Here is a 26,183-nt window from a genome sequence, read left to right as displayed (position 1 = left end):
CCTCCAATTGAGTCTATCGCTCCAGGTCGGGGAGGGCGTGGATCGGCTCGATTTGCCGAACAGGCGTCGGCTCCCGCACCGAGACATCGAGGCCACGCCGGAGCACGTCCGAGATCATCTGCCGGCTCTCGAGGGTCGCCGACGCCATGCGCGTCGCGTCGCCGTCGAAAACCTCGCCGATATGCTGCTCCATCGCCGACTGCGCCTGCAGCGCGCCAGCCAGACGAGGGTCGGCCGCGACCCGCTCGGCTGCTCCATGGAGGAACAGGTCCGCCAACTCGTCTCCTACAGGCCGCCCGGCGGCCGGCTGCTGCATCGCCTCCTCGGCACGCGCAGCCGGGGTTTGGCCGGCGGACGTCCGATCCGCGAGGTTCGGTTCTGCGGCTGCACCATCGGCTCGCTCTGTGTCGGCACGGTCAGCCAGAATCATGCGCGAGCCCGCGTCTCGCGGGAGCGCATCGCGGCGGAGACCCGACCGAACGAGGTAGATCGCGTCCGCGACGTCGCTGTCCCACTCGCCGCCGCGACCCATCTCGCGTAAGGCATCGGGCGTATAGCCGGCCCGCTCGAAGGCGTTGCGGACGGTCGGACTTTCCAGCGCGCGTTCAAGAGCGCCATCCAGCGCGCCGCGGTTTTCGTCGATCCGCTCGTACAGGACCTCGCGCTCGAGGGGAGCCAGAGGACTCCGCAGGTTCTCCTGGAGAGCCCTGCGATCTTCCGTGAGCGCACTGACCTTCAGCAGCAGGCGGCTGTCGACGTCCGATAGGGAGGAGCCGGCTAGATCCGGCTGCTCCCGCTCGGAGGCTGTCTTGTCTGCCGATCGAGCCGATATCGTTTCCTCGGCATCGACCTGCGCGACGGGCAGCGGCTGTTCGACCGGCCTGCGCGCTCGATGAGGTGTATCGTCGCGGCGCGCGCTGGTCAGCCGTTCCTGCTCGGCGAAAGAAGGCTCGTATCCGCTGACCGCCAGACCTTCGCGTGCCGCCGCGGCCCAGACGGCCTTGCGGAACTCCGGGGTGCCGTCGACGTCGATCCGGTCCCAACCATTGTGCTGCGCGATCCGGACCAGACTGTCGATCGTTTCCGCATCCTCGCGACGTGCCACGATACGATCGGCGGTGATCTCGATCGCTGGGGTCTCGCGGTCGCTCAAGCGGAACAGGCCGATCCGCGGCTCGGTGCCGGCGACTTCGACCAGTCGAACCTCGTAGCGCGACTGAAGCTCGGGCGGGATGTCGAGGCCGATCGGTTCGGCCTGAACGGTAGGCTCCCGCGCTCCGCGTGCGATGCTGTTCTGGGCGCTCACTTGAACACCTCGATCGCGCGCGAGGCGACCTGTCCCACCACCCAGTCATCTTGGGTACCCGCCGGATCGCGGGCCGGACCCGGGTAGGGGAGGGCGGCAGGACGTTGCGCCATTGGTAGGGTCGGCGCAGCCTGGATCGACCCCATCGCCGTCGCGGCGGACCACACCCGGCCGACATAGCCGTTGCGTAACCCTCGGGTCAGCGTTCCCGTGTTGTACAGCGAGTAGGTCGCCGAGATCGCGTCCAGACCCGTGTAGAACCGGCTGGCCAACCCGTAGCTTTGCTGAAGGATCGACGAGGCCAGCCGCAAATTGGTGCACGGCTCGAAAACCTGTTCGACCGTGACGCCAAGCCGCGAGAAGTTCGCCGAGTTGATCTGGCCGAGGCCGACATCGACCGTGTACCCGGCTGCCATGTAGCGGCGGACGATCGTCGCACCCTCGGCGACCGAGCCGGCACGGACGCGCGGCCCTCGGTTAATGTTGATCCGAAGCGCGTCCCCGCCGCTCTCCGTCATGACGAGCGGCACCACTGCCTCCGTCGCGATCTCCGGCGCACACGCTTGCGCCAGCGTGGTAAGAGCGGAAACGTCATAGATCATTGCTGCGTCACCGTCTGGGTGCGCGTATCGAGCCTGTAGCTGGACGAGGTGCCATCCGGCTGCGTCAGCGTCAGGTCGTAGCCGTGCTTCACCGACTTCGAGCGGATCCCGACCCCGATGCAGGTCGGGAACCCACGGCCGAGCGCAAGCTCCTGCCACAGCTTGGTGATGGGGGGCACGCACGCCGCATAGGTCGTCGGAGAACCGGGCGTCGCGAGGCAAAGGACCACTTGGCAGCCCCAGTCCGAGGCGTAGGCCGGCTGGGGCGCTGCGAGCGCGACCAGACCGGCAATCGGGAACGCCAGCCCTCCGACCGCGCCACCGATCCTGTTCAGCACTTTTCCGATCATGATCCGCCTCCATGGCTCGCGCGCCACTCGGCCGCGGCGAAGACATCCCATTGTGCAGGCGCCCTCTCAGGCACCCGCAGGTCCGACGCCGGCCCGCCAGAGGCGCCGAACCCGGCGTGAGGCAGACGGCGGTCGTCGTTGGCGGCGAGGTCGACCATCCAGTCTTCGTCGGCTTCAATCGGGCGGAGCTGGTCGGTAATCTGTCCGGGTCGGGCAAAGGCGATGTGCCAATGGTTGGCATGGCCACGGTCGCCGGGACCGAGCAGCTCGATCAGATGCACACCGCTCTCGCCCATCAGGGCCCGGATCTGCTCGCGCGTGATCGAGCCGACCCCGGCCGCCGGCACGAAGTCGATCGCCTGTCCAAATTTGTGCCAGCTGTAGCGAGCCCCGTAGCTCACGTTCATCGGTCGGATCGTGTCGGTGATCCTCGCGCCGAAGGCTCTTCGGACCAGCGCCGTGACGCTCGACACCGTCGCCGGAGAGCCGACGGCGGGTGGCGCGATGCTGCCGTCGTCGATACGCGCGAGCGCGCAAGCGTCGAACACCGAGGCGGGTGTGACCCCATAGGTGGCGAAATCGCGGCCGTTGATCCCCAACGGGCCTGCCTCGAAGTCGGCGCCGAGCGCGACGAGATCGCGGACCGTCGCGATTGCGTCGACCTCATTATCCGGGGACTGCCTGAGAACCGCGCCGGTATGGATCATGATCGCGTAGGAGGGCGGTGCCGGCGATGCGGCCGTTCCCATCCCTGACGCGCAGAGCTGGATCGCTTTCGCCAATAAGCCTGCCGGAAGCACGATAACGCTCCGCCTCTTACAACGATCGGAGCGGCAAATGCTTAGTAAACCGCTCCTATCACAAGAAGCTAAGAGGCAATACGATGTCTAACAACATTAGATATGGAGTGGTTAGAGCCGTGGTTTGGAGTGAATATCAGTTTGAACTGCGTGCAAGAAGGTAAGATGATAGGCTTACGCCAAGGCCTATTGTAGGAAAGCAGCCAAGGATTGTCCAGAATGAATCCACGCTGCCCTTTCGTTTGCTCCGAGTTCGGTGCTAACCAATCCTCGCAGAGCTGATGAGGCTTCGAGCGCTCTTGGGCGGCTTTGCGATCGTTGCGACGATCGCACTGTCTCGGCGCCCGCCCCCCGATCCACACGCCGCAGGGGAAGGAGGCCTTACCTGCAACGTCGCAAGCCCGTCAGGCTTCTGCGCGGCCGTCGTGGGCCTCACCACCGCGCTTCGGAATCCCATGCTGCGCATGGACCGCGCCGACATCCTCCCGCCACCGGAAACGCCGGGGGCCCTCGACCCGTCTGTCACCCAAGCGAACATCGACCAAACGATCTGCCGACCGGGCTACGCTCGCGCCGTCCGCCCCGCCTACGCCGTCACAGCCCCGTTCAAGCGCCGGTTGATGGCCGAACAGCGTCCAGGCGAGCGCTTGGCCGACTACGAGCTCGATCATCTGATCCCGATCTCGATCGGCGGCGCACCCTTCGACGCGCGCGATCTCTGGCTTCAGCCACGGTTCGGCCAGGCAAACGCCGGCGACAAGAATGTCTTGGCCTATGTCCTCTGGCGCCTGGTCTGCGAGCGCCGCGTCCCGCTGCGCGTCGCACAGCGTGCGATCAGCTCCGACTGGACGGAGGCCTACGCCCGCTACGCGACGCCCGAGAACATCGCGAGATACCATTTCCGGCGCCGCGAAGGCGATGGCGACTAGCGCCCGTCTTCCCACGCCGCAGTCGATCACTCACGAAGGAGAAAGCCATGCCCCAGAACATCGCCGAGTTTCGCATCATCGGGCGGATCGGCAAGATAACCGCCCGCGAGCGGGTGACCTATGTCAGCGTGGCGGCCAATTACAATCGGCGCGACGGCGATGATTGGAAGACGGACACGCATTGGAACAGCGTGGTCTGCTTCTCCAATGTCGCTCAGCACGTCGAGTCCGCGAGCAAGGGCGATCTGGTACACGTCACCGGCCGCGTTCGCGAAAGCAGCCATGGTGACGCGAACGACGTGTCGTATCGCACCGAGCTGATCGCCGACACCTTCTCGGTCCTGAGCAAGGCGGAAAGCGACGCCAGCTGATGCGGTGCGGCATTGGTCTCTCGCGTGACATCCTTGGCGCTGTGCTCCGATCGAGCCCGCTAGTGATCCTACCCCGTCCGGGCGATGATCCTCGCTGGCGCGGCTCTCGAGCCATCCGAGCCTATGCCCGCTCCCGGGTTCTCCCGAGCGCGCGCGGTACACGGCTGAAGGAGCTATTTTCTCCTTTCGTTCTGACGATGAATGACTCAGAATCTCGCCATGCCGATCCGTCCCGAACATCGCTGGCTGTACCCGATCGACTGGCCGGAGATCAGCAGGATCGTCCGCTTCAAGCGTGCCGGCGGACGTTGCGAACGCTGCCGACGTCCGCATGGCCGCCATGTCGCGCAGCTTGCGGGCACCGATGGCACCTGGTGGGATGTCGAGATCGCCGCCTGGCGCGATGGCCGCGGCCGACCGCTCCGCCGGCAGCCAGCGTTTGTGCCCCTCGATGCTATTCGGATGACTCGCAAGCCCGTCTATCTGGCAACCGCGCACCTCAACCACGACCCGACGTTCAGTGGTCCGCGCTGGCGCAACCTCGCGGCTTTATGCCCCCGTTGCCACATGATCCACGACGGTCCCGAGCATCGCCGACGCCGGTGGTGGAATGCCTTTCGCCGCCGTGCGTTGGGCGACCTCTTCACCGGGCGCTACAACTAGCCGTCGGCGAGGCGCGGAGCCGGCAGAGGCGCTCCGCTTCGTGCTTTCGAGTATGATGCGCTTGTCGTCTTCTCTCCCCGGCGGCTCGCCAGAGGGAAGGATGCCGGTGGGCCGGCCATGCGTTTTTCGGAGCTCAGCATGGTCGAAGCCTTTCAGATGCACGGGACGATCGCGATGACGCGGCCGCCGCTGGATGCCGAGGTTCGCGCCAGGACCATCGTCGAGGCGCTCGGTGGTGTCTGGCACGGCACTCGTGGTGAATGCCGTTGCCCGGCCCATGACGATGCGACCCCCAGTCTTTCGGTCCGCCTCGGCGACACCGTCATCCTGTTCCACTGCTTCGCCGGTTGCTCGACTGCGGACGTGCTGAAGGCGCTGCAGCGCAAGCGACTGCATGATCGCAGTGCCGTGGCGATCCCGGCGGACAGACCCAAGCGCGACATGAGCGCGCTGGCTCTGCGTCTCTGGAAGGCCAGCGTCCCCATCGCCGGCACGCTTGCCGAAGAATATCTATTCGCCCGCGGGCTTGCTCCGCCCTGGCCAAAGGCGCTGCGGTTCAACCCGGCGACGATCCTCGGTTCCGGCGCTGCCAGGACGACGATGCCCGCCATGATCGCCGCGGTCGAGAACGACCTCGGACTCGTCGCCGTCCAACGCACCTTCCTCGACCCCGACGATGTGCTGCACAAGCCGATCCCCAAACCGAAGGTCTCCCTGGGTTTGCTCGGCACGGCCGCGATCCGCCTTGCACCCGCGACCGACGAGCTGGGTCTCGCCGAAGGGATCGAGGACGCCCTGTCGGCGTCTCAGTGGTTCGGCACGCCTACCTGGGCGCTCGGCGGCGTCGAGCGCCTGGCGTTTGTCGCCATTCCCGAGAAGGTGAGGCGGATCATCGTCTATGGCGACCGCGGCGCAGCGGCCGAGCGACTCCTCAAGAAAGCGCGGGAGCATCTCACCGGGAACGGCCGCGAACTCGTCAGCCGCGTACCCGAGCAGCATGACGACTGGAACGATGCCTGGCGAGCGCGCCAGATCGATGGCCTGGCCGGCTAACGTCGGGACGCTCTAGAGGCTCGGACCTGGACGAAGGAGCAGCAACACTTGTAACCGTGCGCTCCGTGCGGACGCAACGGTGCACGTAAGAATCTTCAACCTTGACCGAAAGCCGAAGGCAATGGAACATTAAGGGAACGAATCGAGTCTAATCCCTTATGTCTGCCGCTGTTCAATCCCTGCCTGAAAGCCTCGCGCGTCTCCGCGCGCTCGCAACGCCGTTGCCGAATTACCGAATCATACCTTTCGAACTCAGTGCCCTGGATAGTCGTCTTGCCGGTGGCGGTCTGCGGGCAGGGGCCCTTCATGAGGTTGCGGCGCAAACCTGCTCGCTCTGCGACGATGCTGCCGCCACGCTCTTTCTTGCGGGCATCGCCGCCCGTGAAGCACGCCACGCCGGAGGGCCGGTGCTATGGGTGAGTTGTCGGAGTGATCTCTATGCGCCGGGGCTGGCACAGGGCGGGCTGCACTCCGCCGATGTGATCCATGCGCAACCGCGGGACGACAACGCGCTGCTGGCCGTCGTCGAGGATGCGGTACGCGACGGCACGCCATCGGCCGTGGTCGCCGAAGCCGACAGGATCTCGATGGTCGCGTCCCGGCGCTTCCAACTCGTCGCAGCCGATGCGGACTTGCCCGTTCTGCTGCTTCGGCGCCATCGTCGCCGGGATCGGGACCCGCTCGGCGAGCCGTCCGCCGCTTGGACCCGGTGGCGGATCGCCAGCGCGCCTTCGGGGCGCCTCGATGTGGCCGGGGTGGGGCGGGCACGGTGGTCGGTCGAGATGGCGCGGCAGCGCGGCGGTGAACCCTTCTCCTTGATCGTGGAGGGCAGCGATGAGACGGGTCGTCTCGCTGTTCCTGCCGCACTTGGCCGTGGAACGGCTGAGACGGCTGGAACGGCCCGCTTCGCGGCCGCCTGAGAGGCCAATCCTTCAACTTCCGGTCGACGACGATCCTGGTGCCTGCTCGGTGCCGCGTGGTGGTGGCTGGCGGTCGGGCGCGCGCTGGGCGCGAACCGGGATGCCGACACGCGGTGAGGTCGAGCAGCAGATCGCCGCGCTGCCGGCGCATGCGCAACCCGCTATGCGCGAACTCGGCCGACGCTCGGAAGCGGCAGAGCACCCCTTCAGGCGGGCAGCACCGGCTGTACGCGGCGCCCCGCCCGGCGCCGCGCCCGCGCCTTCCCCTGCGCACACGCCAGTGGCGCTGATCGGCAAGGTCGGCCGGCGTGAGGAAGTCGTGGCTGCCTGTGCCGCGGCGCAAGCGCTCGGCATCTATGTCGGCATGGCCGCGACGCATGCGCGGGCGCTGGTGTCTGATCTCGACTTTCGGCCGCATGAGCCGGAGGCGGATGTCGCCTTGATCGACCGGCTTGCGCTGCTGGCGGTCCGGCGCTGGTCGCCGATCGCGGCCGCGACACCGCCCGACGGGATCTGGCTCGACCTTACCGGCTGCGACCACCTCCATGGTGATGAAGAGCGGTTCTGCCGAAGGTTGCTGGCCTTCTGCCGACGTACGGGCTTCACGGCGCGGGTTGCCGTCGCCGACACGCCCGGCGCGGCGCACGCGCTGGCCCGGTTCGGCCGCGACGATCTCTCGATCATACCGCACGGCGATACGGTCCGCGCGCTCTCGCCGCTGCCGCTCGCCGCGTTGCGTCTGGAAGCAACGGCGCTGGGCGCCGCACGACGGTTCGGGTTCGAGACCGTCGCCGACCTGCTGCCGGTTGCGCGCGGGCCGCTCGCGCGGCGCTTGGGGCTGCCCGCGATTACCCGGCTAGACCAAGCGCTGGGCTCCGTGGCCGAGCCGATCACGCCGCGGGAGGATGCGACCGTGCCTGTCGTCGAGCGTCGGCTGCTCGAGCCGATCGGAACCGCGGAAGCGATCGAGCAGGTCATGGCGGATCTGCTTGGCGACATGGCCGGACTGCTGCAGGCGAGGGGGCTCGGGGTCCGCTCGCTGCGGCTGTGCGGGCTGCGCGTCGACGGCAGCGAGCAGGTCGTGGGGGTCGGTACCTCGCGGCCAACACGCGAGGTGGCGCATCTCCTGCGACTGCTCAAGCTCCGGATCGAGCGGATCGACCCCGGTATGGGGCTCGAGCAATTCTGGTTGGCCGCCCCGCACACCGAACCGCTCGATGCCGTTAATCTCGGCGCGGTGCTCGCCGGGGACGTCCAGGTGCGTGATCCGGCTCGGCTCGTCGACGTGGTGGCGGGGCGGATCGGTCCCGGCGCTGTGTTCCGGTTCGCGCCGGTCGAGAGCCATGTGCCGGAGCGGGCCGTCACCCGCTCCGACCCGGTCGCCATGCCCGGAACCTGGCCGGGCTGGCAACGTCCGGTGCGCCTGTTTGCCCGACCCGAGCCGCTCTGGGGCGTCATCGCACTGCTTCCCGACCAGCCGCCACGCCGCTTCGAATGGCGGGGGAGGGCGCACCGCGTGGTGGCTGGCGATGGCCCCGAGCGGATCCATGGCGAATGGTGGCGCCGGGACGCCGAGGTCTGGGCGATCCGCGACTATTATCGCGTCGAGGACGAAGCAGGCGGCCGCTTCTGGCTGTTCCGGCGCGGCGACGGGGTGGAGGACGATACCGGCGGTCTCAGCTGGTGGATCCACGGCGTGTTCGCATGAGCGCGTACGTCGAACTCCAGGTTCTGACGCACTTCTCGCTGCTGCGAGGTGCGTCTTCGCCGGAGGAGCTGTTCTCGGCCGCGGCGCTGCTCGGCTACCCGGCGCTCGGCGTCGGCGACATCGGCACCGTCGCGGGCGTGGTGCGTGCCTGGGAGGCGCAGAAGGCGACGCGCGTGCGTTCGATCGCCGGGGCCCGCGTCGATCTCTCCTGCGGCCGGCGGCTCATCCTCTACCCGACCGACCGGCCGGCCTGGTCGCGTCTGACGCGCCTGCTGACCGTCGGCAAGAAGCGGGCGGGGAAAGGCGGCTGCCTGCTCCATTGGCACGATCTGGCGCCCTGGTCCGAAGGAATCATCACCATCCTGCTGCCGCACGAGGCGGACGAGGAGAACCTCGCGGCGCTCGCCGACCTCCGCCAAGTCTACGGTCCGCGCGGCTATATGGCGCTCTTCCAGCGGCGTCGGCCCGATGATGCGGTGCGCATCGACGCGCTTGCACGACAGGCCGGCGCCGCGGGCGTGCGCGCCGTGGTGACCGGTGATGTGCTCTACCACGCACCGGAAGCCCGGCTGCTGCAGGACGTGGTCACCGCCGTGCGCGAGAAGTGCACCGTCGACGAACTCGGCTACCGGCGCGAGGTCAACGCCGACCGGGCGCTGAAATCACCGGAGGAAATGGTCCGGCGCTTCCGCGCCTACCCCGACGCGCTCCGCGCCAGCGTCGACATCGCCCGGGCCTGCACCTTCGATTTGGGCGAGCTCGCGTACCAATATCCCCACGAGCGCGTGATCGAAGGGCTGACCGCGCAGCAGGCGCTCGAGCAACTCGCGGGCGATGCCGTTGACCGCATGTTCGACGGTGAGGTGCCGCAGGCGTACCGCGACCAGATCGGCCACGAGCTGAAGCTCATCGCAGAACTCGGCTATGCGCCCTATTTCCTGACCGTCCACGCGATCGTGCGCGAGGCGCGCCGGCGCGGCATCCTCTGCCAGGGGCGGGGCTCGGCCGCGAACAGCTGCGTCTGCTTCGTCCTCGGCATCACCAGCATCGATCCGATCAAACACGAGCTGCTGTTCGAGCGGTTCGTCTCGGGCGAGCGCCGCGAGCCGCCCGATATCGACGTCGATTTCGAGCATGAGCGACGCGAAGAGATCATCCAGTGGATCTACGAGACCTATGGGCGTGACCGCTCGGCGCTGACCGCCGTCGTCACCCGCTACCGCGCCCGTGGCGCGGTGCGCGATGTCGGCAAGGCCATGGGCCTGCCCGAGGACCTCACCGCATCGCTCGCTGGCCTCGTCTGGGGCTGGTCAGCCGAGGGTGTCGGCGAGAAGCAGGTCAATGAGCTCAACCTCGACATCGCCGATCGCCGGCTTCGGCTGACGCTCGATCTCGCCCGCAAGCTCATCGGCGTGCCGCGCCACATGAGTCAGCACCCGGGCGGCTTTGTCCTCACCCACGACCGACTCGACGACCTCGTCCCGATCGAGCCCGCGGCGATGGATGATCGTCAGACCATCGAGTGGGACAAGGACGATATCGACGCCTTGAAGTTTATGAAGGTCGACGTGCTGGGCCTCGGCATGCTCGGCTGCATGAACCGGGCCTTCAACCTGCTTGAGGAGGCGAAGGGCAAGCGGGTCGGGCTTGCCGACCTTCAGGACGATGATCCCGCCGTGTTCGCGATGATCCAGAAGGCGGACACCCTCGGCACTTTCCAGATCGAGTCACGCGCGCAAATGTCCATGCTGCCGCGCATGAAGCCGCGTCGCTTCTACGACCTCGTCATTCAGGTCGCGATCGTGCGGCCGGGGCCGATCCAGGGCGACATGGTCCACCCGTACCTACGCCGGCGCGAGGGGCTGGAGCGGCCGGAGTACCCGCGGCCGGAGCTGCGCGCTGTGCTCGAGAAGACATTGGGCGTGCCGCTCTTCCAGGAACAGGCGATGAAGGTCGCGATCGTGGGGGCCGGGTTTACGCCTGCCGAGGCGGACCAACTCAGAAGAGCGATGGCGACCTTCAAGTTTACCGGTGGTGTCTCGCATTTTTCGGAGAAGCTGATCGAGGGGATGGTGGCACGAGGCTACCCGCGCGAGTTCGCCGAGCGGACCTTCCGCCAGCTCGAGGGCTTCGGCTCCTACGGCTTTCCCGAGAGCCACGCCGCGAGCTTCGCCAAGATCGCCTACGCTTCGGCCTGGATGAAGCACCATCATCCCGACGTGTTCTGCGCCGCCCTTATGAATGCTCAACCCATGGGGTTCTATGCGCCCGCACAGATCGTCCGCGATGCGCGCGAGCATGGTGTCGAGGTCCGCCCGCCATGTATTAACGCCAGTCGCTGGGATTGTACGCTGGAGCCGACCGATGGCCGCCATCTCGCAGTGCGCCTCGGGCTGCGTCAGGTCCGCGGCCTGTCCAATGCCGATGGTGCGGCGATCGTCGGCGCGCGGTCGACGACGCTGTTCGAGTCCGTCGAGGATGTCTGGCGCCGGTCGGGCGTGCCGCGCGCTGCGATCGAGAAGCTCGCCGATGCCGACGCCTTCCATTCCTTTGGCGCCGATCGTCGCCAGGGCCTGTGGAAGGTGAGGGGGCTGGGTGAGGCGCCGCTGCCGCTCTTCGCGGCCGCCGATCGCCAGGCCGAGACCTTCAGGGCGGAAGGGATTGAGCCTGATGTCAGCCTGCACCCGCTGACCGACGGGCGCGAAGTGATCGAGGACTATCGTGTCCTCCAGCTCTCTCTCCGCGCGCATCCACTCGCCTTTGTGCGCAACGAGCTCACCCGCCGGGGCGTGACCTGCTGTGCGGATCTTGCGAGCATCCGCGATGGGCGTCATGTCGAGGTCGCCGGCATCATCCTGGTTCGCCAGAAGCCCGGCAGCGCCAAGGGCGTCCTCTTCGTCACCATCGAGGATGAGACCGGGATCGCCAACGGCATTCTCTGGCCGGACCGCTTCGAAGCGCAGCGGCGCACCGTCATGTCCGCCTCGATGATTGGAATGAAGGGGCGGGTGCAGAAGGAGGGCGAGGTGATCCACGTCATCTGTGACCGGATCATCGACCATGGCGACCTGCTGCACCGGGTCGGCGAGATGAGCTTCCCGCACCGCACCGGTCGTGGCGACGGGGCGCGGCACGCTGGTGCTCGCGATCGCGGCGATAAAGGATGGAGTCCGGAGCCGCGCAATTGCTACTGGCCGCCCCGCGCCGACGGCATCGACCCCGAGCAGGTCGTGCGTTTCAAATCGCACGACTTTCGTTGAACAATGGCGCTGAGCTGCCCCCTTCTGAGTGGTCCATCGACTATGACAGTCTGGATCAAGGAAGGGACGACGAATGCCTGCCAAGAAGCACAAGCCCGAGGAGATCATCGGGAAGCTGCGTGAAGTGGAGATCGTGCTGGGCCAGGGTGGCACGACCGCCGAGGCATGTCGGCGGATCGCGGTCAGCGAGCAGACCTACTACCGCTGGCGCAAGGAATACGGTGGGCTGAAGACGGATCAGGCTCGCCGGATGAAGGATCTGGAGAAGGAGAACCTGCGGCTGCGCCGCGCGATCTCCGACCTGACACTGGACAAGCTGATCCTGCAGGAGGCTGCACGGGGAAACTTCTGAGCCCCGCGCGACGCCGGCGCTGCATCGACCAGGTGAAAGAGGTGCTGGACGTATCCGAGCGGCGCGTGTGCCGCGTGCTTGGGCAGCACCGGTCGACACAGCGCAAGGTGCCGTGCGGGGCAGATGACGAGCAGGCACTGACCGACGACATCGTCGCGCTGGCCAAGCAGTACGGGCGCTACGGCTACCGCCGGGTGACAGCGCTGCTGCATGCGGCGGGATGGTTTGTGAACCACAAACGGGTGGAGCGGATCTGGCGACGCGAGGGGCTGAAGGTGCCCCAGCGGCAGCCGAAACGTGGTCGCCTGTGGTTGAACGATGGCTCGTGTATTCGGCTACGACCGGAGTATCCGGGGCATGTCTGGGCGTACGACTTCGTCGAAGCGCGCACGCACGACGGGCGCAAGTTCCGCATCCTCACCATCATCGACGAGGCCAGCAGGGAGTGCCTGGCGCTGATCGTCGCGCGCCAGCTCCGCCACGAAGACGTGCTGGCGGCGCTTGCCGACCTGTTCATCGCGCGGGGTCCGCCCGCGCACATCAGGTCGGATAACGGCAGCGAGTTCATCGCTACCGCGGTTCAGAAATGGCTTGGGCAGGTTGGCGTGAAGACGCTCTACATCGCGCCAGGCTCGCCGTGGGAGAACGGCTACAACGAGAGCTTCAACGGCTCGCTGCGTGACGAACTGCTCAACGGCGAGATCTTCTATAGCCTCGCCGAGGCAAGAGTGCTGATCGAGGCGTGGCGATGCCACTACAACACCGTCCGGCCGCACAGCAGCTTGGGCTACCGCCCACCCGCACCAGAAGCGGCGACACCGCCATTGCCGGCCTCCGGTTCCGCTTCGCTCCACCTCCGACCGGCAATGGCGGCGGAGACGACAATGCACTAACTAACAACCCGGACCACCCGGTGGGGGCTGCTCAATCGGCCAACTGCGTTTCAAGTGGCATCAGTTCCACCGAAGCACGCGCGGCGGCCTCGCGTCCCTGCGCCAATGCGGCCTCGGCGGCGCCGGACTGAGCTTCCAGGTGGAGACAATCCGCCATTGCCTCATTGAGCGATCGGGCCGATGCGGCAAGGCTCCGCAGCCGCGCAACATCGGCACTGGCCTCGCTATGCTGACTGATCGCCGCGTCGGCTTCCGCAATCGTCGTGCGATGTGCCGCGATCACGTTGGCAAGCGCCGTTCGATCCTGCTGCTCGGCCGACACCAGCGCGGCCAATTGGCCACGGCGGGCGAGATCGATTCGTGCCGCATTGAGCACTACGATATTCTGGTCGATCGTGGCGATCGCGGCATTCTGCGCGGTTACTGCGTCACTGGCGGAACCCACGAGCGGCGATGCCCGATCGAGCCGCGCCTGCGCATCGCTGACGACGCTGCGCAGCCGGATTAGCGTTGGATGGTCAAGCCGTCCCTCCGCCTGGCAGACCGCGAACTGCGCGGGCATGTCGGAGAGCGCCTCCATAGCCGTCCTGCGCTCACCGGCAGTTCGCAATGCCTCACCGATCCGGTCCCCGAGCGCTGCGAGGCGTGCCGCGACGCCTTCGCCAGTGACGGCAATCGGCTGACCTGCCGCAAACTGTTGAAGGTCCCGCTCGAGCTGGTCGATCCGGGCAGCGACTTCGTCGGCCGTCAACACGCCCGTGGCGCGCGCGGTCGCACGGAGCCGCTCGAGCCGTGTCATCCATCCCTGCCAACCGGCGATCTCCCGATCGAGGGTAGCAACGACGGCCTGCTCGGCGTCGAGCCTCCGCGTGAAAGCCGCGATGGTCGGTCGCCCGCGCAACCCTGCGCGGATCCGTTCGAGCCGGTCGATGCCGCTTGGTCCCTTGAGCGCCTCCCATTGATCCTGCGGGTCGCGACTGGTGAACCGCTGCTGTGCCGCCTGGCCAAGGAAATGGGTAAGGGCGAGATAGGTCCCAAGATCGTTAATCGTGCGGCGATCGGGCCGCGTAAGCTGCGCGACAATGTCCGCCATGGAAGTCCGGCCGGCGGTGCTGCGTTCGATAGCGTTGCCGTCCGAGAAGGTCAAAGCAACGCTATGCGATCCGGGCTCGGCGCCCCGGCGCGTGAGATAGTCTTTCTCGACGAGCTTCTTGCGACCCTTGTTGATATAGGGTTCGAACCGCCGGATCTTGTTAGTCAGTCCCCATTCGATTGCATCGAAGAAGCTGCTTTTGCCGAGGCCGTTAGTTCCGGTGAGTAGAACAAGGCCGGGTGCTGCCGGAATGTCGATCGCGAAGTCGCCGAAGGTCCGGAAGTCTCTTATCGTAATGCGGGAGAGGAAAATCTCGCTCATGCCTGTCCCCTCCGCTCCCAGGATTTAACCAATGCCGCCACAATATCGTCCGGCGTCTTCTTCTCGTCGAGCGCGATCCGCTCCCATTCGTCCGCCGTCGTCCGCGGCAGCCCCGGCGCGGTCGCACCGGTCCCGCTCAGCGCGTCGAGCGCCACGTCCTCGAACTGACCTTCGGCATGGACCCACGGCCGGGCGAGGAAAGTGCGCTTGAGGAATTCGGCGAAGCTCTCGTCGTCATTCAACGGATCTTCGGGTCGCAGCCATGCCAGCTTGCGCGCGACCCGGTCGTCGCGCTCGACCATCAACGCCATCGCGCGCCAGGCTTCCTGCCGCTCGCTCGCGCGGGGACCAAGCAGCATCAGCTGAAGATCCAGCGTCTCGTTGGTCCCAAGGAACGAGCGTGCGACGACGCACTGGTTGCGGCAGCGCCGCAGCGTCTCGAGAACCGCTTCCATCGCAGCAACCTCGGGGAGGATGCCCAGCACGATGTTGAAGCGGTCGATCCGGATCGCATGGCTCTCTGCCGGCAGATCGGTCAGACTGAGCGTCGTCGACTTGCTCGATCCGCCATTGAACGTCGCGCTCGCCAGCTCGGGGCGATCCTCGACCTTGAGGTCAAGCGCCAGCGCCGCCCTGCGCAGCCGCTCGGCGAAGTCCGCCAGTCCGGGTGATAGCGTCGCACTATCCGTCATGCCGCGCCTTTCACGATCGTCTTCTCGAGCGCTTCGAAATGCCGCGCCTCGACTGCTGCCAGCAAAGTGCGCAGCTCGGCCAGGCCCGCCGCCGCCGCGTCGATGAAATCGCGACTGATCGACATGATCACCGGACCAGAGCCATCCGTATCGCTGAGCCCAGGCTGGTCGGCGTCGATCTGCGCAAATGGCCGCTCGGCGATCCGGCTAACCTCGATGGCCGTTTTAACGACGAGGATGACGAACTGGGTCCGCCACATGAAGGATGCGGCGCACAGTGACATCTCGTCACCATTGATCATATCGGCCGCACAGCTATGACCAGCCCATTCGCTGTCGCCGTCACGGAGGCGCACCAGATTACCCGGCCTGGCGCTCTTCGGCGACGTCGCATCCCAGGCTGCGGCGATGGCGAGCGCGACCGCGGTACCGCGCAGGATCACCGGCCATTTGCTGGGACCGACCAGGATCTGTGCCGCGTCGAGATGGTCATCCTCGTCGACCGCGCAAATCATCAGGCGTAGGAAGTGATTGAGCAGTGTCGGGTCATCGGTGAACGACGCATGCCAGACCGCCCATGTTGCGGCCATTGCATCGCGAAGATCCTGCGCGATCTTGACGTTGATCGGGCGGCCGGGATCGGCGTTGCTCGCAAAGAACGGTTGGAGGTGCGTGTCCAGGCGCTCGAGCAACCAGGCATCAAGCGAGCGGTGGATCCGGCGCGCCAGAATGTCGGGCGGCAGCGGGACCGGATCCTGAGCAGCACCGCCGGGATTGCCGGCGACGATCGCCGGCATCGCCATGCCTTCGGCATGCGGCGATTCCAAACTGAGCTCGCGGACGAGCTGACTCCACAGTCCAGGCGCGGCATGGAGCCGGCAATTGCCGCTATGGCAGGCGACGCGCAGCACCGCGCCCGCGACGGTGCTCAACTGGTCGGGAGCATCGGGTAAGATGATCTCGAAAGGCTGTTGCTCGCTCCACGATCGGATGAGCTGGTCCGCCGGAACCGCGCCGGACCAGCGGATGTTCGCGCCTTCACGCAGCAGTTGCACCGATATGGGAAGCTGATTGGCTGCTAGCCGTTGCAGCCGCGGCGCGAGGATATCCGCACTGCGTGCCGCTTCCCTGAACAAGGACCGTGCTGGTGCCGACAATTTCGGGACGAGCGTCGCCTCGCCGTGGCGGGCAAGCCATTCCTTATGGGTCACGTCGAAACTCGCCAGGTGCGCGACAAAGGGCGCTCGCACCACATCGCGCTGGGGGCCGCGCCGAACGATCACCGCATCCGCCGCGACCGTCTCCCCGGCGCAATCAAGCCAGAAAGGGGCAACGACCGGAGCTGGATTGGGGGCTTCAATCCGAGCAACGACACCGCAATGCAGATGCCGGAACGATCGCTGGGCGTCACCGGCGCACGCCTTGATGGTGAGGTAGGCGGCGAGCCGATTGAGCGTTGCCGTGGAGACGTCGAACAGCTCGGCATGCTGGGTCTGGAACGTCAGCTGCACGCCGGGTCGCAGTTGCTGGGCGACCGCGGCAACGAGGCCGATATCGGTGAGCGGCTGCAGCAGCTCGGCGTCATAGGCCGCCATGAAATCGAAGCGGGCGCCATTGGCATCCTCGGCGCGGGCGCGCGCATCGATTGCGGCAAGGGCCGGTTTCAGCGCCGCGATGCCAGGATGTTCGGAGATCAGTCGGATCATCCCGGCGTGATCGAAATCGCGTGCTCCCGCGGCCACGAAATCGATCAGGCCGCCATCGCCCGCACCGCTGACGAAGAACCGCGGGGTCGGCCGGCCTGCGAACTCGGCAACCGGAACGCCGGCATCGGTCCAGTAGCTGGCGCTTTGTATCGCCGGTAGCGGCTCGCCGGGCTCAAGCCCGAACCCGACAGCAAGAAACACCATGTGAAATTGTTCGTGCAGCTCCGCGCCTGGGGCCGGGGCATTGAGCTCGGTGATATCGAGCTGATAGCCGTCCGCTGTCCGCGTCAGCCCGGTGACCCGATGGCGCAGCCGTCGCTCGAGGCGCGGCGCCAGCCTGACGACAATGTCTTCGAACCCGAGCAGGACATCGTCTCGGACGGCGCGGCACGTCCCGGACTCCCAGTCCAGGATCGGCAAGTCAGCGATCGGGTCGGTCGTGTAGTGCGCTGGCCAATCGTAGATATGCGGATCGAGCCGCCGGCGATCGGTCGTTGACTGCAGGGGCAGCAGCGCATCAGCGGACTCGAATAAAACGACCTGCGACCCGGTGACGAGCGCGGCGGCAGCTGCAGCGGCGACACCGGCCGCACCGCCGCCAATGACGGCGATCCGCGGATTGGCATGGAGATAGCCGAGCTCCTTGAGCGCGTGGACCAGCGACAGGGCCCGCACCTGCTGGGAGTAAAAGGTGATGCGCCGGTCGAAACTGCCGATCACGAACAGGTTCGGCCGGTCGCGCACCGTCGCGCCGTCTAGAATGTCCTGGGCAAGCAGGGCGTCAGCCAACGCACCGCGCTCCCGCAGACATGCACGCCGGCGGTACCGGCCCCAAGACTGTGGCGTGAGCTCCCGCACGCATGATCGACAATCCGCTCCCCCCTTCGGCGACGTCGCTGCGACAGCCGGCGCACTCGCTTATGGGGAGGAACCCAGGAGGTCGCAAGAATCTGATGAGTCTCAGAAAATCATTGTGAGCTCGGTTTGGCTATGCACGAGTCTGCCAGCTGCCAGCCCGCTACGGCCCCAGTTTAAGCCGTTCCAAAGCGCGCCCGTGAATGGCTACTCCTGCCGATACCCGCCATTCCTGTGCCATTGAGCGGTCCGGGAGCAACGCGCCCCACAGTCGATCGCTAAGCCTTGGGGAGCACGGCCGGGCTGATCGTGTTCAAATCAGCTTAAGCTTATCGAACAGCGCGACGTTGCGGCGCTGCGCGTCACGGAGCACCTTTCCGTAATCTAGCACCTCATAATAGGCTTTGTAGTTGCGGCTGTAGCCATAGAAGCCCTGTCCGTCGGGTGAGCAGCCCCCACCGGGTGGTCCGGGTTGTTAGTTAGTGCATTGTCGTCTCCGCCGCCATTGCCGGTCGGAGGTGGAGCGAAGCGGAACCGGAGGCCGGCAATGGCGGTGTCGCCGCTTCTGGTGCGGGTGGGCGGTAGCCCAAGCTGCTGTGCGGCCGGACGGTGTTGTAGTGGCATCGCCACGCCTCGATCAGCACTCTTGCCTCGGCGAGGCTATAGAAGATCTCGCCGTTGAGCAGTTCGTCACGCAGCGAGCCGTTGAAGCTCTCGTTGTAGCCGTTCTCCCACGGCGAGCCTGGCGCGATGTAGAGCGTCTTCACGCCAACCTGCCCAAGCCATTTCTGAACCGCGGTAGCGATGAACTCGCTGCCGTTATCCGACCTGATGTGCGCGGGCGGACCCCGCGCGATGAACAGGTCGGCAAGCGCCGCCAGCACGTCTTCGTGGCGGAGCTGGCGCGCGACGATCAGCGCCAGGCACTCCCTGCTGGCCTCGTCGATGATGGTGAGGATGCGGAACTTGCGCCCGTCGTGCGTGCGCGCTTCGACGAAGTCGTACGCCCAGACATGCCCCGGATACTCCGGTCGTAGCCGAATACACGAGCCATCGTTCAACCACAGGCGACCACGTTTCGGCTGCCGCTGGGGCACCTTCAGCCCCTCGCGTCGCCAGATCCGCTCCACCCGTTTGTGGTTCACAAACCATCCCGCCGCATGCAGCAGCGCTGTCACCCGGCGGTAGCCGTAGCGCCCGTACTGCTTGGCCAGCGCGACGATGTCGTCGGTCAGTGCCTGCTCGTCATCTGCCCCGCACGGCACCTTGCGCTGTGTCGACCGGTGCTGCCCAAGCACGCGGCACACGCGCCGCTCGGATACGTCCAGCACCTCTTTCACCTGGTCGATGCAGCGCCGGCGTCGCGCGGGGCTCAGAAGTTTCCCCGTGCAGCCTCCTGCAGGATCAGCTTGTCCAGTGTCAGGTCGGAGATCGCGCGGCGCAGCCGCAGGTTCTCCTTCTCCAGATCCTTCATCCGGCGAGCCTGATCCGTCTTCAGCCCACCGTATTCCTTGCGCCAGCGGTAGTAGGTCTGCTCGCTGACCGCGATCCGCCGACATGCCTCGGCGGTCGTGCCACCCTGGCCCAGCACGATCTCCACTTCACGCAGCTTCCCGATGATCTCCTCGGGCTTGTGCTTCTTGGCAGGCATTCGTCGTCCCTTCCTTGATCCAGACTGTCATAGTCGATGGACCACTCAGAAGGGGGCAGCTCAGATGACATCGCCTGACTCCGAGATAAGGCGCGGGATATCGGCAAGCAGCTGGTTGCGGGCCCCCTCGCGCCCGGAAAGATCGAACAGGTACAGCGCACCGCCATCGTGGCTTGGATCGTAAGACAACATGTTGAGTCCAGACCGACCGAAATGCGCCTGCGTCGTACTATTCTGGTGCAGCACGTTGTTATAAACCTGACGTGCGCGATAGATGTTCGCGAAGTGGATCAGCCAGTAGCGCCAACCTCCCGGATTATTGATCGAGAAGGGACTCACAAAAGGCGCGCAGGTCCGAAAGGTCTCGAAGACGAGCCGCTCCGCAGCGCCGAGCCACAGGCTCTTACTCATCGCCCCTTCGAGCTGCTCGAGGTCGCTTGGCTCGATGCCAAACGGGCGGAGCTGGGTAGCGAGCTGCACCGGGTCCGACTTCTGCAGGAACGAGAGTAGCGCCTCGATCGCGAACGTATAGAAGATCTCGACCGATGGATTGGAGCGCATGACGTCGAGGATCGTGGTGCGCTCGACATGGCTGTGGCCGCATTGGTCGAGGTTGAAGATCAGGTTGCGGTAGCGGCCCTGCGCAAGAAGCTTCTTGATCGCGGGGTAAGCGTCTTCAAAGCTTTCGGTCAGATACTCGACCCGAAGATGAAGCCGAGGCACGTTGTCGGCGATCTCGGCCTGGAGCGGCGCGACGTTGCCGCGCAGGCTGTCGATCGCTGCCGGGCTCTGGTCGTTGAGCACCAGCAGACATTCCATTGACACGAGACCGAACCCCTGCGCCGCGCGCATTGTGTTGATCGTGTCGATCGCGCGCCGCAGTTCCTCGATGAAGATGAGCGGCGACCCAGGCGTTCCGCAGGCATAGCGACCGCCGCCCGCAAACCCGTCAACGATCGCGAGGCGAAATTGGGTCTGCTGTGGAAGCTGGCAGCGCACGCCCAGATAGTTCGCGAAGTACTCGCGGAGGATCTTGTGCTTGCGGCGGGAGTGGTCCTCGAGTGTCGCGCCACTTGCCCAGCTGTACGGTTTTTCGGCCATTCCAATCCTGCTGTTTCGAGCTCGTTAGAGCGCCGCGGTAAAGCCGGTCGGCATCTCATCCCACGTCCGACCGCGGTACTCGCGCCCGTTCGCCTTTTTGGAACGCCGCTTATTGTCCTTGCCCCAGGTGCCCCATTGCTTGAAGAAGAAGGCAGTGTCGTAGGCGAGGCATTGCTGGTGGAGTTCATCCACCCACGCCTCCCGAATGGGCCGCGCCGACCGACCGCTTTCGCCGCCCACGATCGCCCAATCGATTCCGGCGAGATCGATGGTGCCAACTGGCCCAATCAGCGGCTCGAATGAAATGAAGCGGATCGCAGCGGGCACCGCGCGGAGGTGGTCGACACGCGCTACCACCTCGGCGTCCTCAATGCTGGTGCCCAACCAGACATTCGGCAGAACGTCGCCAATAAGACGAGTGACGACTGCTGCCATGCGCTCGGGGCGTTTGGTGAGGATCTGATAGTGGTGGCGCGGCGTCTCGCGCATGACCTGCCATACCGCTTGAATGAACGCGTCGCTGACGCCCTCGTGAAACAGGTCGCTCATCGAGTTCACGAAGATTTTGCGGGGTTTTCTCCATCGGTGGGGGATCGTCAGCGCGGCCTGGTCCTCGCGCACCAAGCCCTGCCAGATGGTACGGCGACCACTACGCCGTGTAAGTCCTGCGTACTTGCCGACGCCCATCGCCTCGAGACGACGGGCCATCTCCATTGCGTAGCAATGGCTGCATCCGGCGCTCACGATCGAGCATCCGGCGACCGGGTTCCAGGTGGCATCCGTCCATTCGATTTCGGTGTCAGCCATGGCTCACCGGTCCTGCCCGCACTAAGCCTACTGTACCGTCAAAAGAACGGATAGGGAACACAGAAGTTCGATCAAGCGCCGCTGGGCGGGCCCTAACTACGTCAGTTTGCATCGTAAGCCCGCCGAAGGCCGCTATTGAGCAGACCGCTCGAGATTGAGCACTTACCCGCTGCCTTTCAGTCACATAGACCCTTTCTGCGCACCCATCGGTTCGCCGCACCCAAAAGCACGAATGCGCGACTACCGCGATCGCACATTGGTGATGGTGATGCCGGCATCCGCGCTCGCCAGAGGTCCGTCCGTCGTGAACATCTCAGCCTGCAGGTCGATTGCCAACGCAAGGCACGCCCGGTCGCCAAGCGATAGGCCAAGCGCCTTCGTTGCTGGCCGCAAGTCGCCTATAATAAGCGCCTGGGCGGGAGAGAGCGGCCGAACGTCGAGGTGGAGCCCGCCGAGCGCCTCACGCACCTCGTCGAGCGACAATCCCCGGTCCCGTAGCTTGGAGACGACCTCTGCGAGGTTGGCTGTTCCGATGATGCTGCGGGTCAGGACGTCGACTACCCGATCAGCCCCGGGTTCATCGTTCAGAAGGCAGAGCAGGGCGGAAGCGTCGAGTACGACTTTGCTACTCACGCTCCGCCTCACGCCGACGCTCCGCGATCAGCTCGTCAGCCAAGCCGACGCCTTCGGGCACATACTTGCGCAGGATCGCGCGAGCGCGCTCAAGTGCCTTAGGTACGGAACGTACCCGCAACTCGCCATCGTCCACATCGACGAGAACGGTGTCACCCGTGGTGATCCCGAGCTCACGGCGCATTGCCGCCGGGATCACGAGCTTACCACCGTCCACGATCTTGACCCTCTGTGCTTCCATCTGCACCAAACCCGCTGCTCAGACCTGTCCAACGGTCTTATACCGGAGAGCAAAGTCTGACGCCAGCGTGGAGGCAGGGATCGATACACGGCCGATCACCGAACGAGCGTTCATCGATGATGGAGCAGCTACTTAGACCCGGTCCGCTTAGCTAGGCTACGTAGGACCGGTAGTTGCTGTTCTGAGCCAACTGCTGCATGACTGGCTCACAAGGGTATACCCAACGGAGCCAACATGAGTACGACCGTCCGCGCTGCTCGCGTGTACCTGCGCGTCAGCACCGATGAGCAGGATCTTGAACGCCAAGAGGCGATGGTCGTGTCCTCGCGTACCGCGGGGTATTATGTCGCAGCTGTTTATCGCGAGAAGGCTTCCGGCGCGCGTCCTGACCGGCCCGAGTTGCTTCGCATGATAGCCGACCTGCAAATGGGCGAAGTCGTTATCGCCGAAAAGATCGATCGGATCAGCCGCCTGCCGTTGGCTGAGGCGGAGAGGCTCGTCACCGCTATCCGCGACAAGGGAGCGAGGCTAGCCGTACCAGGAATTGTGGACCTTACCGATCTTGCTGAGGACAATGGCGGGGTGACGCGCATCGTCCTAGAGGCCGTTCAAGACATGTTGTTGAGGGTTGCGCTTCAGACCGCTCGCGATGATTACGAACTGCGCCGCGAGCGGCAGCGGGAGGGCATAGCGATCGCCAAGCGGGAGGGACGCTATACCGGTCGAAAACCAGACTTGGCCCATCATCGCCGCATTGTCTCACTTCGTGAGGCAGGGATGAGCATAGCGAAAACGGCGGCGCTAGCGGGCTGCAGCATCGCACAAGTCAAGCGCGTTACAGCCCTCCACCGGGCGACCAAGCAGAGCGATGCGTGTCCGACGATACCGTGAGATAGAGCCGGACTCAATTCGACCTCTGAATAATTCTGCTAGGATGGAAAGAGGCGGCAGCGTTGCCGCTGGGACGGTCAAGCAGCCGTGAAGGCTGCAGCGAGATCTCAATTTCTGGCCCGTACTGGCGCAAGGCTAATCGTGGCCGTGCCGCGCCCCCATACCGGTAGGTAGACGCCTTGCCCCGCCGCCTTCAACTGGCCCGTCCGCACGTCCGTCACACGGGCACGCACGATTATGTCGCCAATCCGCTTTTCGTCGATCGCACGGGTGATCTTGCCGATTAGCTTGTCGAAATCCTTTTCGAAGTTCTGGGTCAGCGCGGCTGACACAGTGCCTGATATGCCGGGAGTGTTGGCGAGCTTCAGGAGCAGGCTTGTCCCGACCGAGTCGGCCACACCGGCGACAGTGAGATCGTCGAACGCTACACGGCGATCGTTGACGGCGTTCCGCGGCGTGGCGGTAAGCCAGATCGTGCCTTGCGCAGGCTCCCCACCTTCGGCTGCCGCACTGAAGCGAAGCCCGACCGCGATCTTGTCACCCGTGGTGCCGTAGACGGTCACCTGGTGAAACTGCGCGCGCACGGCCCCGACACCAGGCACTTCGAAGGGCCGGCGGGAACGCTTCGCCAATGCCTTGGCGAGCACAGGCTCCAGCTGAGGATAGTCGGCGATGACGGGGATGGCGAACAGGATGCGGCCGGGTCCGGGCTGCGTGCGCGTCATGTCGGGGAGCGGCCGGCGCTGCGGATCAGGCGGCCGATCGCCGACAAAAGTCTCCGTCCCCGCCGTCATCCCTAGCGCCAGGTTCACCCGGTTGCGCGAAATGGTGTAGCCTCCGTAGCTCAACTGCCGGGGCGTGATCCGCATCCACACCGGCGGGTTCGCCCGGTTCAGTTGGACGGAGGTGAACGCCGACCCCCAGACCTGCGCGATCTGCTCGCGCAGCTGCAATCTGCCGAGCTCCTGCGGCAGCGAGCGCTCCAGGCGCTCGACGACGCCGGCGAGCTTGGCGTCGGCCTTGCTGGTGAACTCGATTCGCTGGCCGAGGAAGTCGACGTGCGGCTCGTCGGTCCAGTCGTAGGCGATCGACACCGTTGCGCGCGGCGACCAGTCGCGGGCGATGTCGAGCCTGACCACGGCCCGGACGCGGGCGTCCGCCTCCGCCGTTTCCCGGCTGAGCACGCCGCCCACGTCGCGGGCGCTGATCGCGGCGTGAAGCGGCATGGTGACAATGATCGTTTTGCCCGAGCCCTCCAGCACCAGCGGCCCTCGGACGACGGTGCCGGTGATGCGGCACTGGATCGCGGGCGTCTTGATCTTCGCGAAGAGGATCTTGACCTTTTTCGGCGGGAGGCAGGTCTGCCCCGGCTTGTCGATCGACCAGAGGCGACGCGGAACCGCCTGTTCGAGGCTTGCCGCCAGCTTGTCCATGTCTGCAACAATCGGGACATCCATGGTAGAAGTCTGCGGGGGCACGCTGATGGTGTCCGTCGCTCGCGGAGGCGCCTCGCGAGGAGTCCGGTCGCAGCCACTAAGGCATGCAACGCAGAGCAGGGCGGACACGATCGAGACACTCGAGAGTTCGTTCTCGCGAAAAAAAGCCCCGGCAATCTGGCCTGCCGCTTCAGCTATCGACCGACTCGGCGTTGAGACGGTTGCCCGAGCGGTCGTGTTCTTCATCGCCGCGCACCTCCAGCCGTCCGAGCGGCCACCATCCCATAGGTTTGCCAAATCAGTTTCGCAAAAGGGAACCGTTCCGTTTCTTTATCGTTCGGCCGGTTGATTTCGGTCAATGCCTGACAACACCAACGGAGGCCCTCTATGAAGATTGCGATTGTCGCTGCGCTGCTCACCCTGGCGCCGGTTACGGTGTTGGCGCAGGCCGTTTCGCCCGCCACTTCGGGAACGATGACCAGCGCCGACGTCGGCGTCTCGCCGATCTCGGGCCAGAGCGGCCCTAATTACGTGCTCGCCGCGGCCGACGCCAACCTCTACCAGATCAAGGCCGCGCAGCTCGCCGCGACGCGCGCGCAGCGGGACGACGTCAAGGCCTACGCAAAGCGCGTGCTGGCGGAAACGCAGAGCAGCCACAAGGCGCTGCTGGCAGCGCTGAAGAATGATCAGCGCACGATCAAGGCGCCGCCCTCGAACCTGTCCGCCGACCGCGCCGCCCTCCTAAAGCTGCTCCAGAAGGCGCCGAAGAGCGCTTTCGACAACCTGTATCTGACCCAGTCGGCGCAGGTTCAGCAGGCTGCGTGGGCGGTGCATAAGGGCTATGCACAGGATGGGACCGACCCGGCGCTGCAGCAGGTTGCCGGTACTGCGGTCCCTGTGCTGGAAAACGAGCTCACCACCGGCAAGTCGCTTACTCCCTCCGGGCTTGCAGGATAGGTGATACCCGCCGGGCCAGGTCGACGAAGCCCCCTTCGACCTGGTCCGGCACTTGTTTGCGGCGATCACTGCCTGGAGTGCAGCCGGCGGAATTGCTCCCGTGCTTCGCCGCGCATGAGCTGCTGCATTACGATCCAGTAGCCCGTGACGGCTGTTTCTCCTGCCGCTTGGTAAGCGTTCGCCATGTTGCGCCTGAGATCCTCGAAAAGCGCGTTTTCGAGCGCTCGCCCCTCATCGGTCAAAGAAAGCAGCTTTTGACGACGATCGCGCTCCCCGACACGGCCGCAGACGAGCCCGCGATCCATCAGATCCCGCATTACCCTGCCAAGCGATTGCTTCGAGACGCAAAGAACGTCCAGCAGTTCGCTGACAGAGATTTCCGGGTACCCGCCGAGGAAATACAGGGCGCGGTGATGCGCCCGCCCGAGGTTACGCGTCGCCAGTTCGGCGTCGGCATGCGCCAGATGGGATCTGTGGGCGAAGAACATCAGGTCCATTCCTCCCCTGATCGCGTCATCACGCAGATACTGGGCAGGGGGCGGCAGAAGCGGAGCCGTCACGCGGTCGGCGCCCTCCGCTCGCATAGTTGGAA

The 26,183-nt window shown here is 65.6% G+C and carries 24 protein-coding genes; 10 read left to right on the top strand and 14 right to left on the bottom strand.

Translation table 11 applies throughout. The features are described from left to right. Positions 1-13: 13 nt before the first annotated feature. The 4 genes from SPHME3_RS0119435 to SPHME3_RS0119420 are packed head-to-tail and all read right to left on the bottom strand — an operon-like array spanning position 14 to position 2,965. The gene (locus SPHME3_RS0119435; RefSeq protein ID WP_018251302.1) at positions 14-1,306 is read right to left on the bottom strand and encodes an LPD7 domain-containing protein; all 1,293 of its coding nucleotides are present in this window, start codon (positions 1,304-1,306) and stop codon (positions 14-16) included. Further along, a complete protein-coding gene (locus SPHME3_RS0119430) occupies positions 1,303-1,908 on the bottom strand; it encodes a lytic transglycosylase domain-containing protein (protein ID WP_018251301.1) in 606 nt (201 codons plus the stop codon). The genes SPHME3_RS0119435 and SPHME3_RS0119430 overlap by 4 nt, the downstream gene beginning before the upstream one ends. Further along, the gene (locus SPHME3_RS0119425) at positions 1,905-2,258 is read right to left on the bottom strand and encodes a hypothetical protein (protein WP_018251300.1); all 354 of its coding nucleotides are present in this window, start codon (positions 2,256-2,258) and stop codon (positions 1,905-1,907) included. Before SPHME3_RS0119425 ends, SPHME3_RS0119430 begins: the two co-directional genes overlap by 4 nt. After that, on the bottom strand, positions 2,255-2,965 hold the full coding sequence (locus tag SPHME3_RS0119420) for a lysozyme family protein (protein ID WP_231376785.1): 711 nt from the start codon (positions 2,963-2,965) through the stop codon (positions 2,255-2,257). Before SPHME3_RS0119420 ends, SPHME3_RS0119425 begins: the two co-directional genes overlap by 4 nt. A gap of 548 nt (positions 2,966-3,513) precedes the next feature. Here SPHME3_RS0119420 and SPHME3_RS0119415 point away from each other — a divergent pair. The 8 genes from SPHME3_RS0119415 (at position 3,514) to SPHME3_RS0119375 (ending at position 13,207) form a co-directional block, all read left to right on the top strand. Then, on the top strand, positions 3,514-3,987 hold the full coding sequence (locus tag SPHME3_RS0119415; RefSeq protein ID WP_020493513.1) for a hypothetical protein: 474 nt from the start codon (positions 3,514-3,516) through the stop codon (positions 3,985-3,987). Positions 3,988-4,034: 47 nt separating this feature from the next. Beyond that, positions 4,035-4,358, top strand: coding sequence for a single-stranded DNA-binding protein (locus tag SPHME3_RS0119410; protein ID WP_018251298.1), 324 nt, complete (start codon positions 4,035-4,037; stop codon positions 4,356-4,358). A gap of 201 nt (positions 4,359-4,559) precedes the next feature. Further along, the gene (locus tag SPHME3_RS0119405) at positions 4,560-5,021 is read left to right on the top strand and encodes a hypothetical protein (RefSeq protein ID WP_231376784.1); all 462 of its coding nucleotides are present in this window, start codon (positions 4,560-4,562) and stop codon (positions 5,019-5,021) included. 138 nt (positions 5,022-5,159) lie between these two features. Next, the gene (locus SPHME3_RS0119400; protein ID WP_156021428.1) at positions 5,160-6,074 is read left to right on the top strand and encodes a DUF7146 domain-containing protein; all 915 of its coding nucleotides are present in this window, start codon (positions 5,160-5,162) and stop codon (positions 6,072-6,074) included. Positions 6,075-6,232: 158 nt separating this feature from the next. Further along, positions 6,233-6,994, top strand: a complete 762-nt coding sequence (locus SPHME3_RS0119395; RefSeq protein ID WP_026189149.1) for an ImuA family protein — start codon at positions 6,233-6,235, stop codon at positions 6,992-6,994. Between the two features lie 280 nt (positions 6,995-7,274). Beyond that, the gene (locus tag SPHME3_RS0119390; RefSeq protein ID WP_018251294.1) at positions 7,275-8,702 is read left to right on the top strand and encodes a Y-family DNA polymerase; all 1,428 of its coding nucleotides are present in this window, start codon (positions 7,275-7,277) and stop codon (positions 8,700-8,702) included. Then, the gene (locus SPHME3_RS0119385) at positions 8,699-11,962 is read left to right on the top strand and encodes an error-prone DNA polymerase (RefSeq protein WP_018251293.1); all 3,264 of its coding nucleotides are present in this window, start codon (positions 8,699-8,701) and stop codon (positions 11,960-11,962) included. Before SPHME3_RS0119390 ends, SPHME3_RS0119385 begins: the two co-directional genes overlap by 4 nt. Positions 11,963-12,035: 73 nt before the next feature. After that, positions 12,036-13,207, top strand: a protein-coding gene (locus SPHME3_RS0119375; protein WP_156002604.1) for an IS3 family transposase whose coding sequence is annotated in 2 segments (ribosomal slippage) — positions 12,036-12,300 and positions 12,300-13,207 — 1,173 coding nt in all. Because the reading frame shifts where the segments join, the coding sequence is not laid out codon by codon here. Between the two features lie 31 nt (positions 13,208-13,238). Here SPHME3_RS0119375 and SPHME3_RS0119370 read toward each other — a convergent pair. The 8 genes from SPHME3_RS0119370 to SPHME3_RS0119330 form a co-directional block, all read right to left on the bottom strand. Continuing rightward, positions 13,239-14,621 carry an AAA family ATPase gene (locus SPHME3_RS0119370; RefSeq protein WP_018251292.1) on the bottom strand — a complete coding sequence of 461 codons (1,383 nt, stop codon included), beginning with the start codon at positions 14,619-14,621 and terminating at the stop codon, positions 13,239-13,241. Then, a complete protein-coding gene (locus SPHME3_RS20520) occupies positions 14,618-15,313 on the bottom strand; it encodes an ABC-three component system middle component 1 (RefSeq protein WP_018251291.1) in 696 nt (231 codons plus the stop codon). Before SPHME3_RS20520 ends, SPHME3_RS0119370 begins: the two co-directional genes overlap by 4 nt. Further along, the gene (locus tag SPHME3_RS0119360) at positions 15,310-17,808 is read right to left on the bottom strand and encodes an ABC-three component system protein (RefSeq protein ID WP_018251290.1); all 2,499 of its coding nucleotides are present in this window, start codon (positions 17,806-17,808) and stop codon (positions 15,310-15,312) included. The genes SPHME3_RS20520 and SPHME3_RS0119360 overlap by 4 nt, the downstream gene beginning before the upstream one ends. A 545-nt stretch (positions 17,809-18,353) precedes the next feature. Further along, positions 18,354-19,525 (bottom strand): IS3 family transposase gene (locus tag SPHME3_RS0119355; RefSeq protein ID WP_156002604.1). Its coding sequence is split into 2 segments (ribosomal slippage): positions 18,354-19,261 and positions 19,261-19,525, totalling 1,173 coding nucleotides; the frame shifts between segments, so codons are not numbered across the junction. Between the two features lie 60 nt (positions 19,526-19,585). Continuing rightward, complete coding sequence (locus SPHME3_RS0119345; RefSeq protein ID WP_018251289.1) at positions 19,586-20,626, bottom strand: three-Cys-motif partner protein TcmP; 1,041 nt, start codon at positions 20,624-20,626, stop codon at positions 19,586-19,588. Between the two features lie 24 nt (positions 20,627-20,650). After that, positions 20,651-21,433 (bottom strand): DUF5131 family protein, encoded by a 783-nt coding sequence (locus tag SPHME3_RS0119340; RefSeq protein ID WP_026189148.1) that lies wholly within the window; start codon positions 21,431-21,433, stop codon positions 20,651-20,653. A 240-nt stretch (positions 21,434-21,673) separates the two neighbouring features. Beyond that, complete coding sequence (locus SPHME3_RS20380; protein WP_018251287.1) at positions 21,674-22,066, bottom strand: type II toxin-antitoxin system VapC family toxin; 393 nt, start codon at positions 22,064-22,066, stop codon at positions 21,674-21,676. Beyond that, positions 22,059-22,307 carry an AbrB/MazE/SpoVT family DNA-binding domain-containing protein gene (locus SPHME3_RS0119330; RefSeq protein WP_018251286.1) on the bottom strand — a complete coding sequence of 83 codons (249 nt, stop codon included), beginning with the start codon at positions 22,305-22,307 and terminating at the stop codon, positions 22,059-22,061. The genes SPHME3_RS20380 and SPHME3_RS0119330 overlap by 8 nt, the downstream gene beginning before the upstream one ends. 234 nt (positions 22,308-22,541) lie before the next feature. Between SPHME3_RS0119330 and SPHME3_RS0119325 the strand changes: the two genes are divergently transcribed. After that, entirely contained in the window at positions 22,542-23,198 is a 657-nt protein-coding gene (locus SPHME3_RS0119325; protein WP_018251285.1) for a recombinase family protein, read from the top strand. Positions 23,199-23,305: 107 nt separating this feature from the next. On the opposite strand, the gene SPHME3_RS0119320 is transcribed toward SPHME3_RS0119325, so the two are convergent. Next, positions 23,306-24,655, bottom strand: a complete 1,350-nt coding sequence (locus SPHME3_RS0119320) for a DUF4403 family protein (protein WP_231376783.1) — start codon at positions 24,653-24,655, stop codon at positions 23,306-23,308. A gap of 366 nt (positions 24,656-25,021) precedes the next feature. Here SPHME3_RS0119320 and SPHME3_RS0119315 point away from each other — a divergent pair, with 366 nt between their 5' ends. Beyond that, entirely contained in the window at positions 25,022-25,591 is a 570-nt protein-coding gene (locus tag SPHME3_RS0119315; RefSeq protein ID WP_018251282.1) for a DUF4142 domain-containing protein, read from the top strand. Positions 25,592-25,656: 65 nt separating this feature from the next. Here the strand turns inward: SPHME3_RS0119315 and SPHME3_RS0119310 are convergent, their stop codons facing one another. Next, positions 25,657-26,088: a MarR family winged helix-turn-helix transcriptional regulator gene (locus tag SPHME3_RS0119310; RefSeq protein ID WP_018251281.1), complete on the bottom strand. Its 432-nt coding sequence runs from the start codon at positions 26,086-26,088 to the stop codon at positions 25,657-25,659. Between the last annotated feature and the right edge of the window lie 95 nt (positions 26,089-26,183).

It is taken from the genome of Sphingomonas melonis DAPP-PG 224 (genome assembly GCF_000379045.1).
In the GTDB taxonomy this organism is placed as follows: Bacteria; Pseudomonadota; Alphaproteobacteria; order Sphingomonadales; family Sphingomonadaceae; genus Sphingomonas; species Sphingomonas aquatilis.
The sequence above is the reverse complement of the archived record's forward strand: the minus strand, read 5'-3'. Positions and strand labels throughout refer to the sequence as shown.

Bases quoted from the DNA above. Each gene is read 5' to 3' on its own strand.
- SPHME3_RS0119430 (WP_018251301.1), bottom strand. From the start codon at position 1,908: ATGATCTATGACGTTTCCGCTCTTACCACGCTGGCGCAAGCGTGTGCG.
- SPHME3_RS0119425 (WP_018251300.1), bottom strand. From the start codon at position 2,258: ATGATCGGAAAAGTGCTGAACAGGATCGGTGGCGCGGTCGGAGGGCTG.
- SPHME3_RS0119420 (WP_231376785.1), bottom strand. From the start codon at position 2,965: ATGATCCATACCGGCGCGGTTCTCAGGCAGTCCCCGGATAATGAGGTC.
- SPHME3_RS0119415 (WP_020493513.1), top strand. From the start codon at position 3,514: ATGCTGCGCATGGACCGCGCCGACATCCTCCCGCCACCGGAAACGCCG.
- SPHME3_RS0119410 (WP_018251298.1), top strand. From the start codon at position 4,035: ATGCCCCAGAACATCGCCGAGTTTCGCATCATCGGGCGGATCGGCAAG.
- SPHME3_RS0119405 (WP_231376784.1), top strand. From the start codon at position 4,560: ATGACTCAGAATCTCGCCATGCCGATCCGTCCCGAACATCGCTGGCTG.
- SPHME3_RS0119400 (WP_156021428.1), top strand. From the start codon at position 5,160: ATGGTCGAAGCCTTTCAGATGCACGGGACGATCGCGATGACGCGGCCG.
- SPHME3_RS0119395 (WP_026189149.1), top strand. From the start codon at position 6,233: ATGTCTGCCGCTGTTCAATCCCTGCCTGAAAGCCTCGCGCGTCTCCGC.
- SPHME3_RS0119385 (WP_018251293.1), top strand. From the start codon at position 8,699: ATGAGCGCGTACGTCGAACTCCAGGTTCTGACGCACTTCTCGCTGCTG.
- SPHME3_RS0119370 (WP_018251292.1), bottom strand. From the start codon at position 14,621: ATGAGCGAGATTTTCCTCTCCCGCATTACGATAAGAGACTTCCGGACC.
- SPHME3_RS20520 (WP_018251291.1), bottom strand. From the start codon at position 15,313: ATGACGGATAGTGCGACGCTATCACCCGGACTGGCGGACTTCGCCGAG.
- SPHME3_RS0119345 (WP_018251289.1), bottom strand. From the start codon at position 20,626: ATGGCCGAAAAACCGTACAGCTGGGCAAGTGGCGCGACACTCGAGGAC.
- SPHME3_RS0119340 (WP_026189148.1), bottom strand. From the start codon at position 21,433: ATGGCTGACACCGAAATCGAATGGACGGATGCCACCTGGAACCCGGTC.
- SPHME3_RS0119330 (WP_018251286.1), bottom strand. From the start codon at position 22,307: ATGGAAGCACAGAGGGTCAAGATCGTGGACGGTGGTAAGCTCGTGATC.
- SPHME3_RS0119325 (WP_018251285.1), top strand. From the start codon at position 22,542: ATGAGTACGACCGTCCGCGCTGCTCGCGTGTACCTGCGCGTCAGCACC.
- SPHME3_RS0119320 (WP_231376783.1), bottom strand. From the start codon at position 24,655: ATGGATGTCCCGATTGTTGCAGACATGGACAAGCTGGCGGCAAGCCTC.
- SPHME3_RS0119315 (WP_018251282.1), top strand. From the start codon at position 25,022: ATGAAGATTGCGATTGTCGCTGCGCTGCTCACCCTGGCGCCGGTTACG.
- SPHME3_RS0119310 (WP_018251281.1), bottom strand. From the start codon at position 26,088: ATGGACCTGATGTTCTTCGCCCACAGATCCCATCTGGCGCATGCCGAC.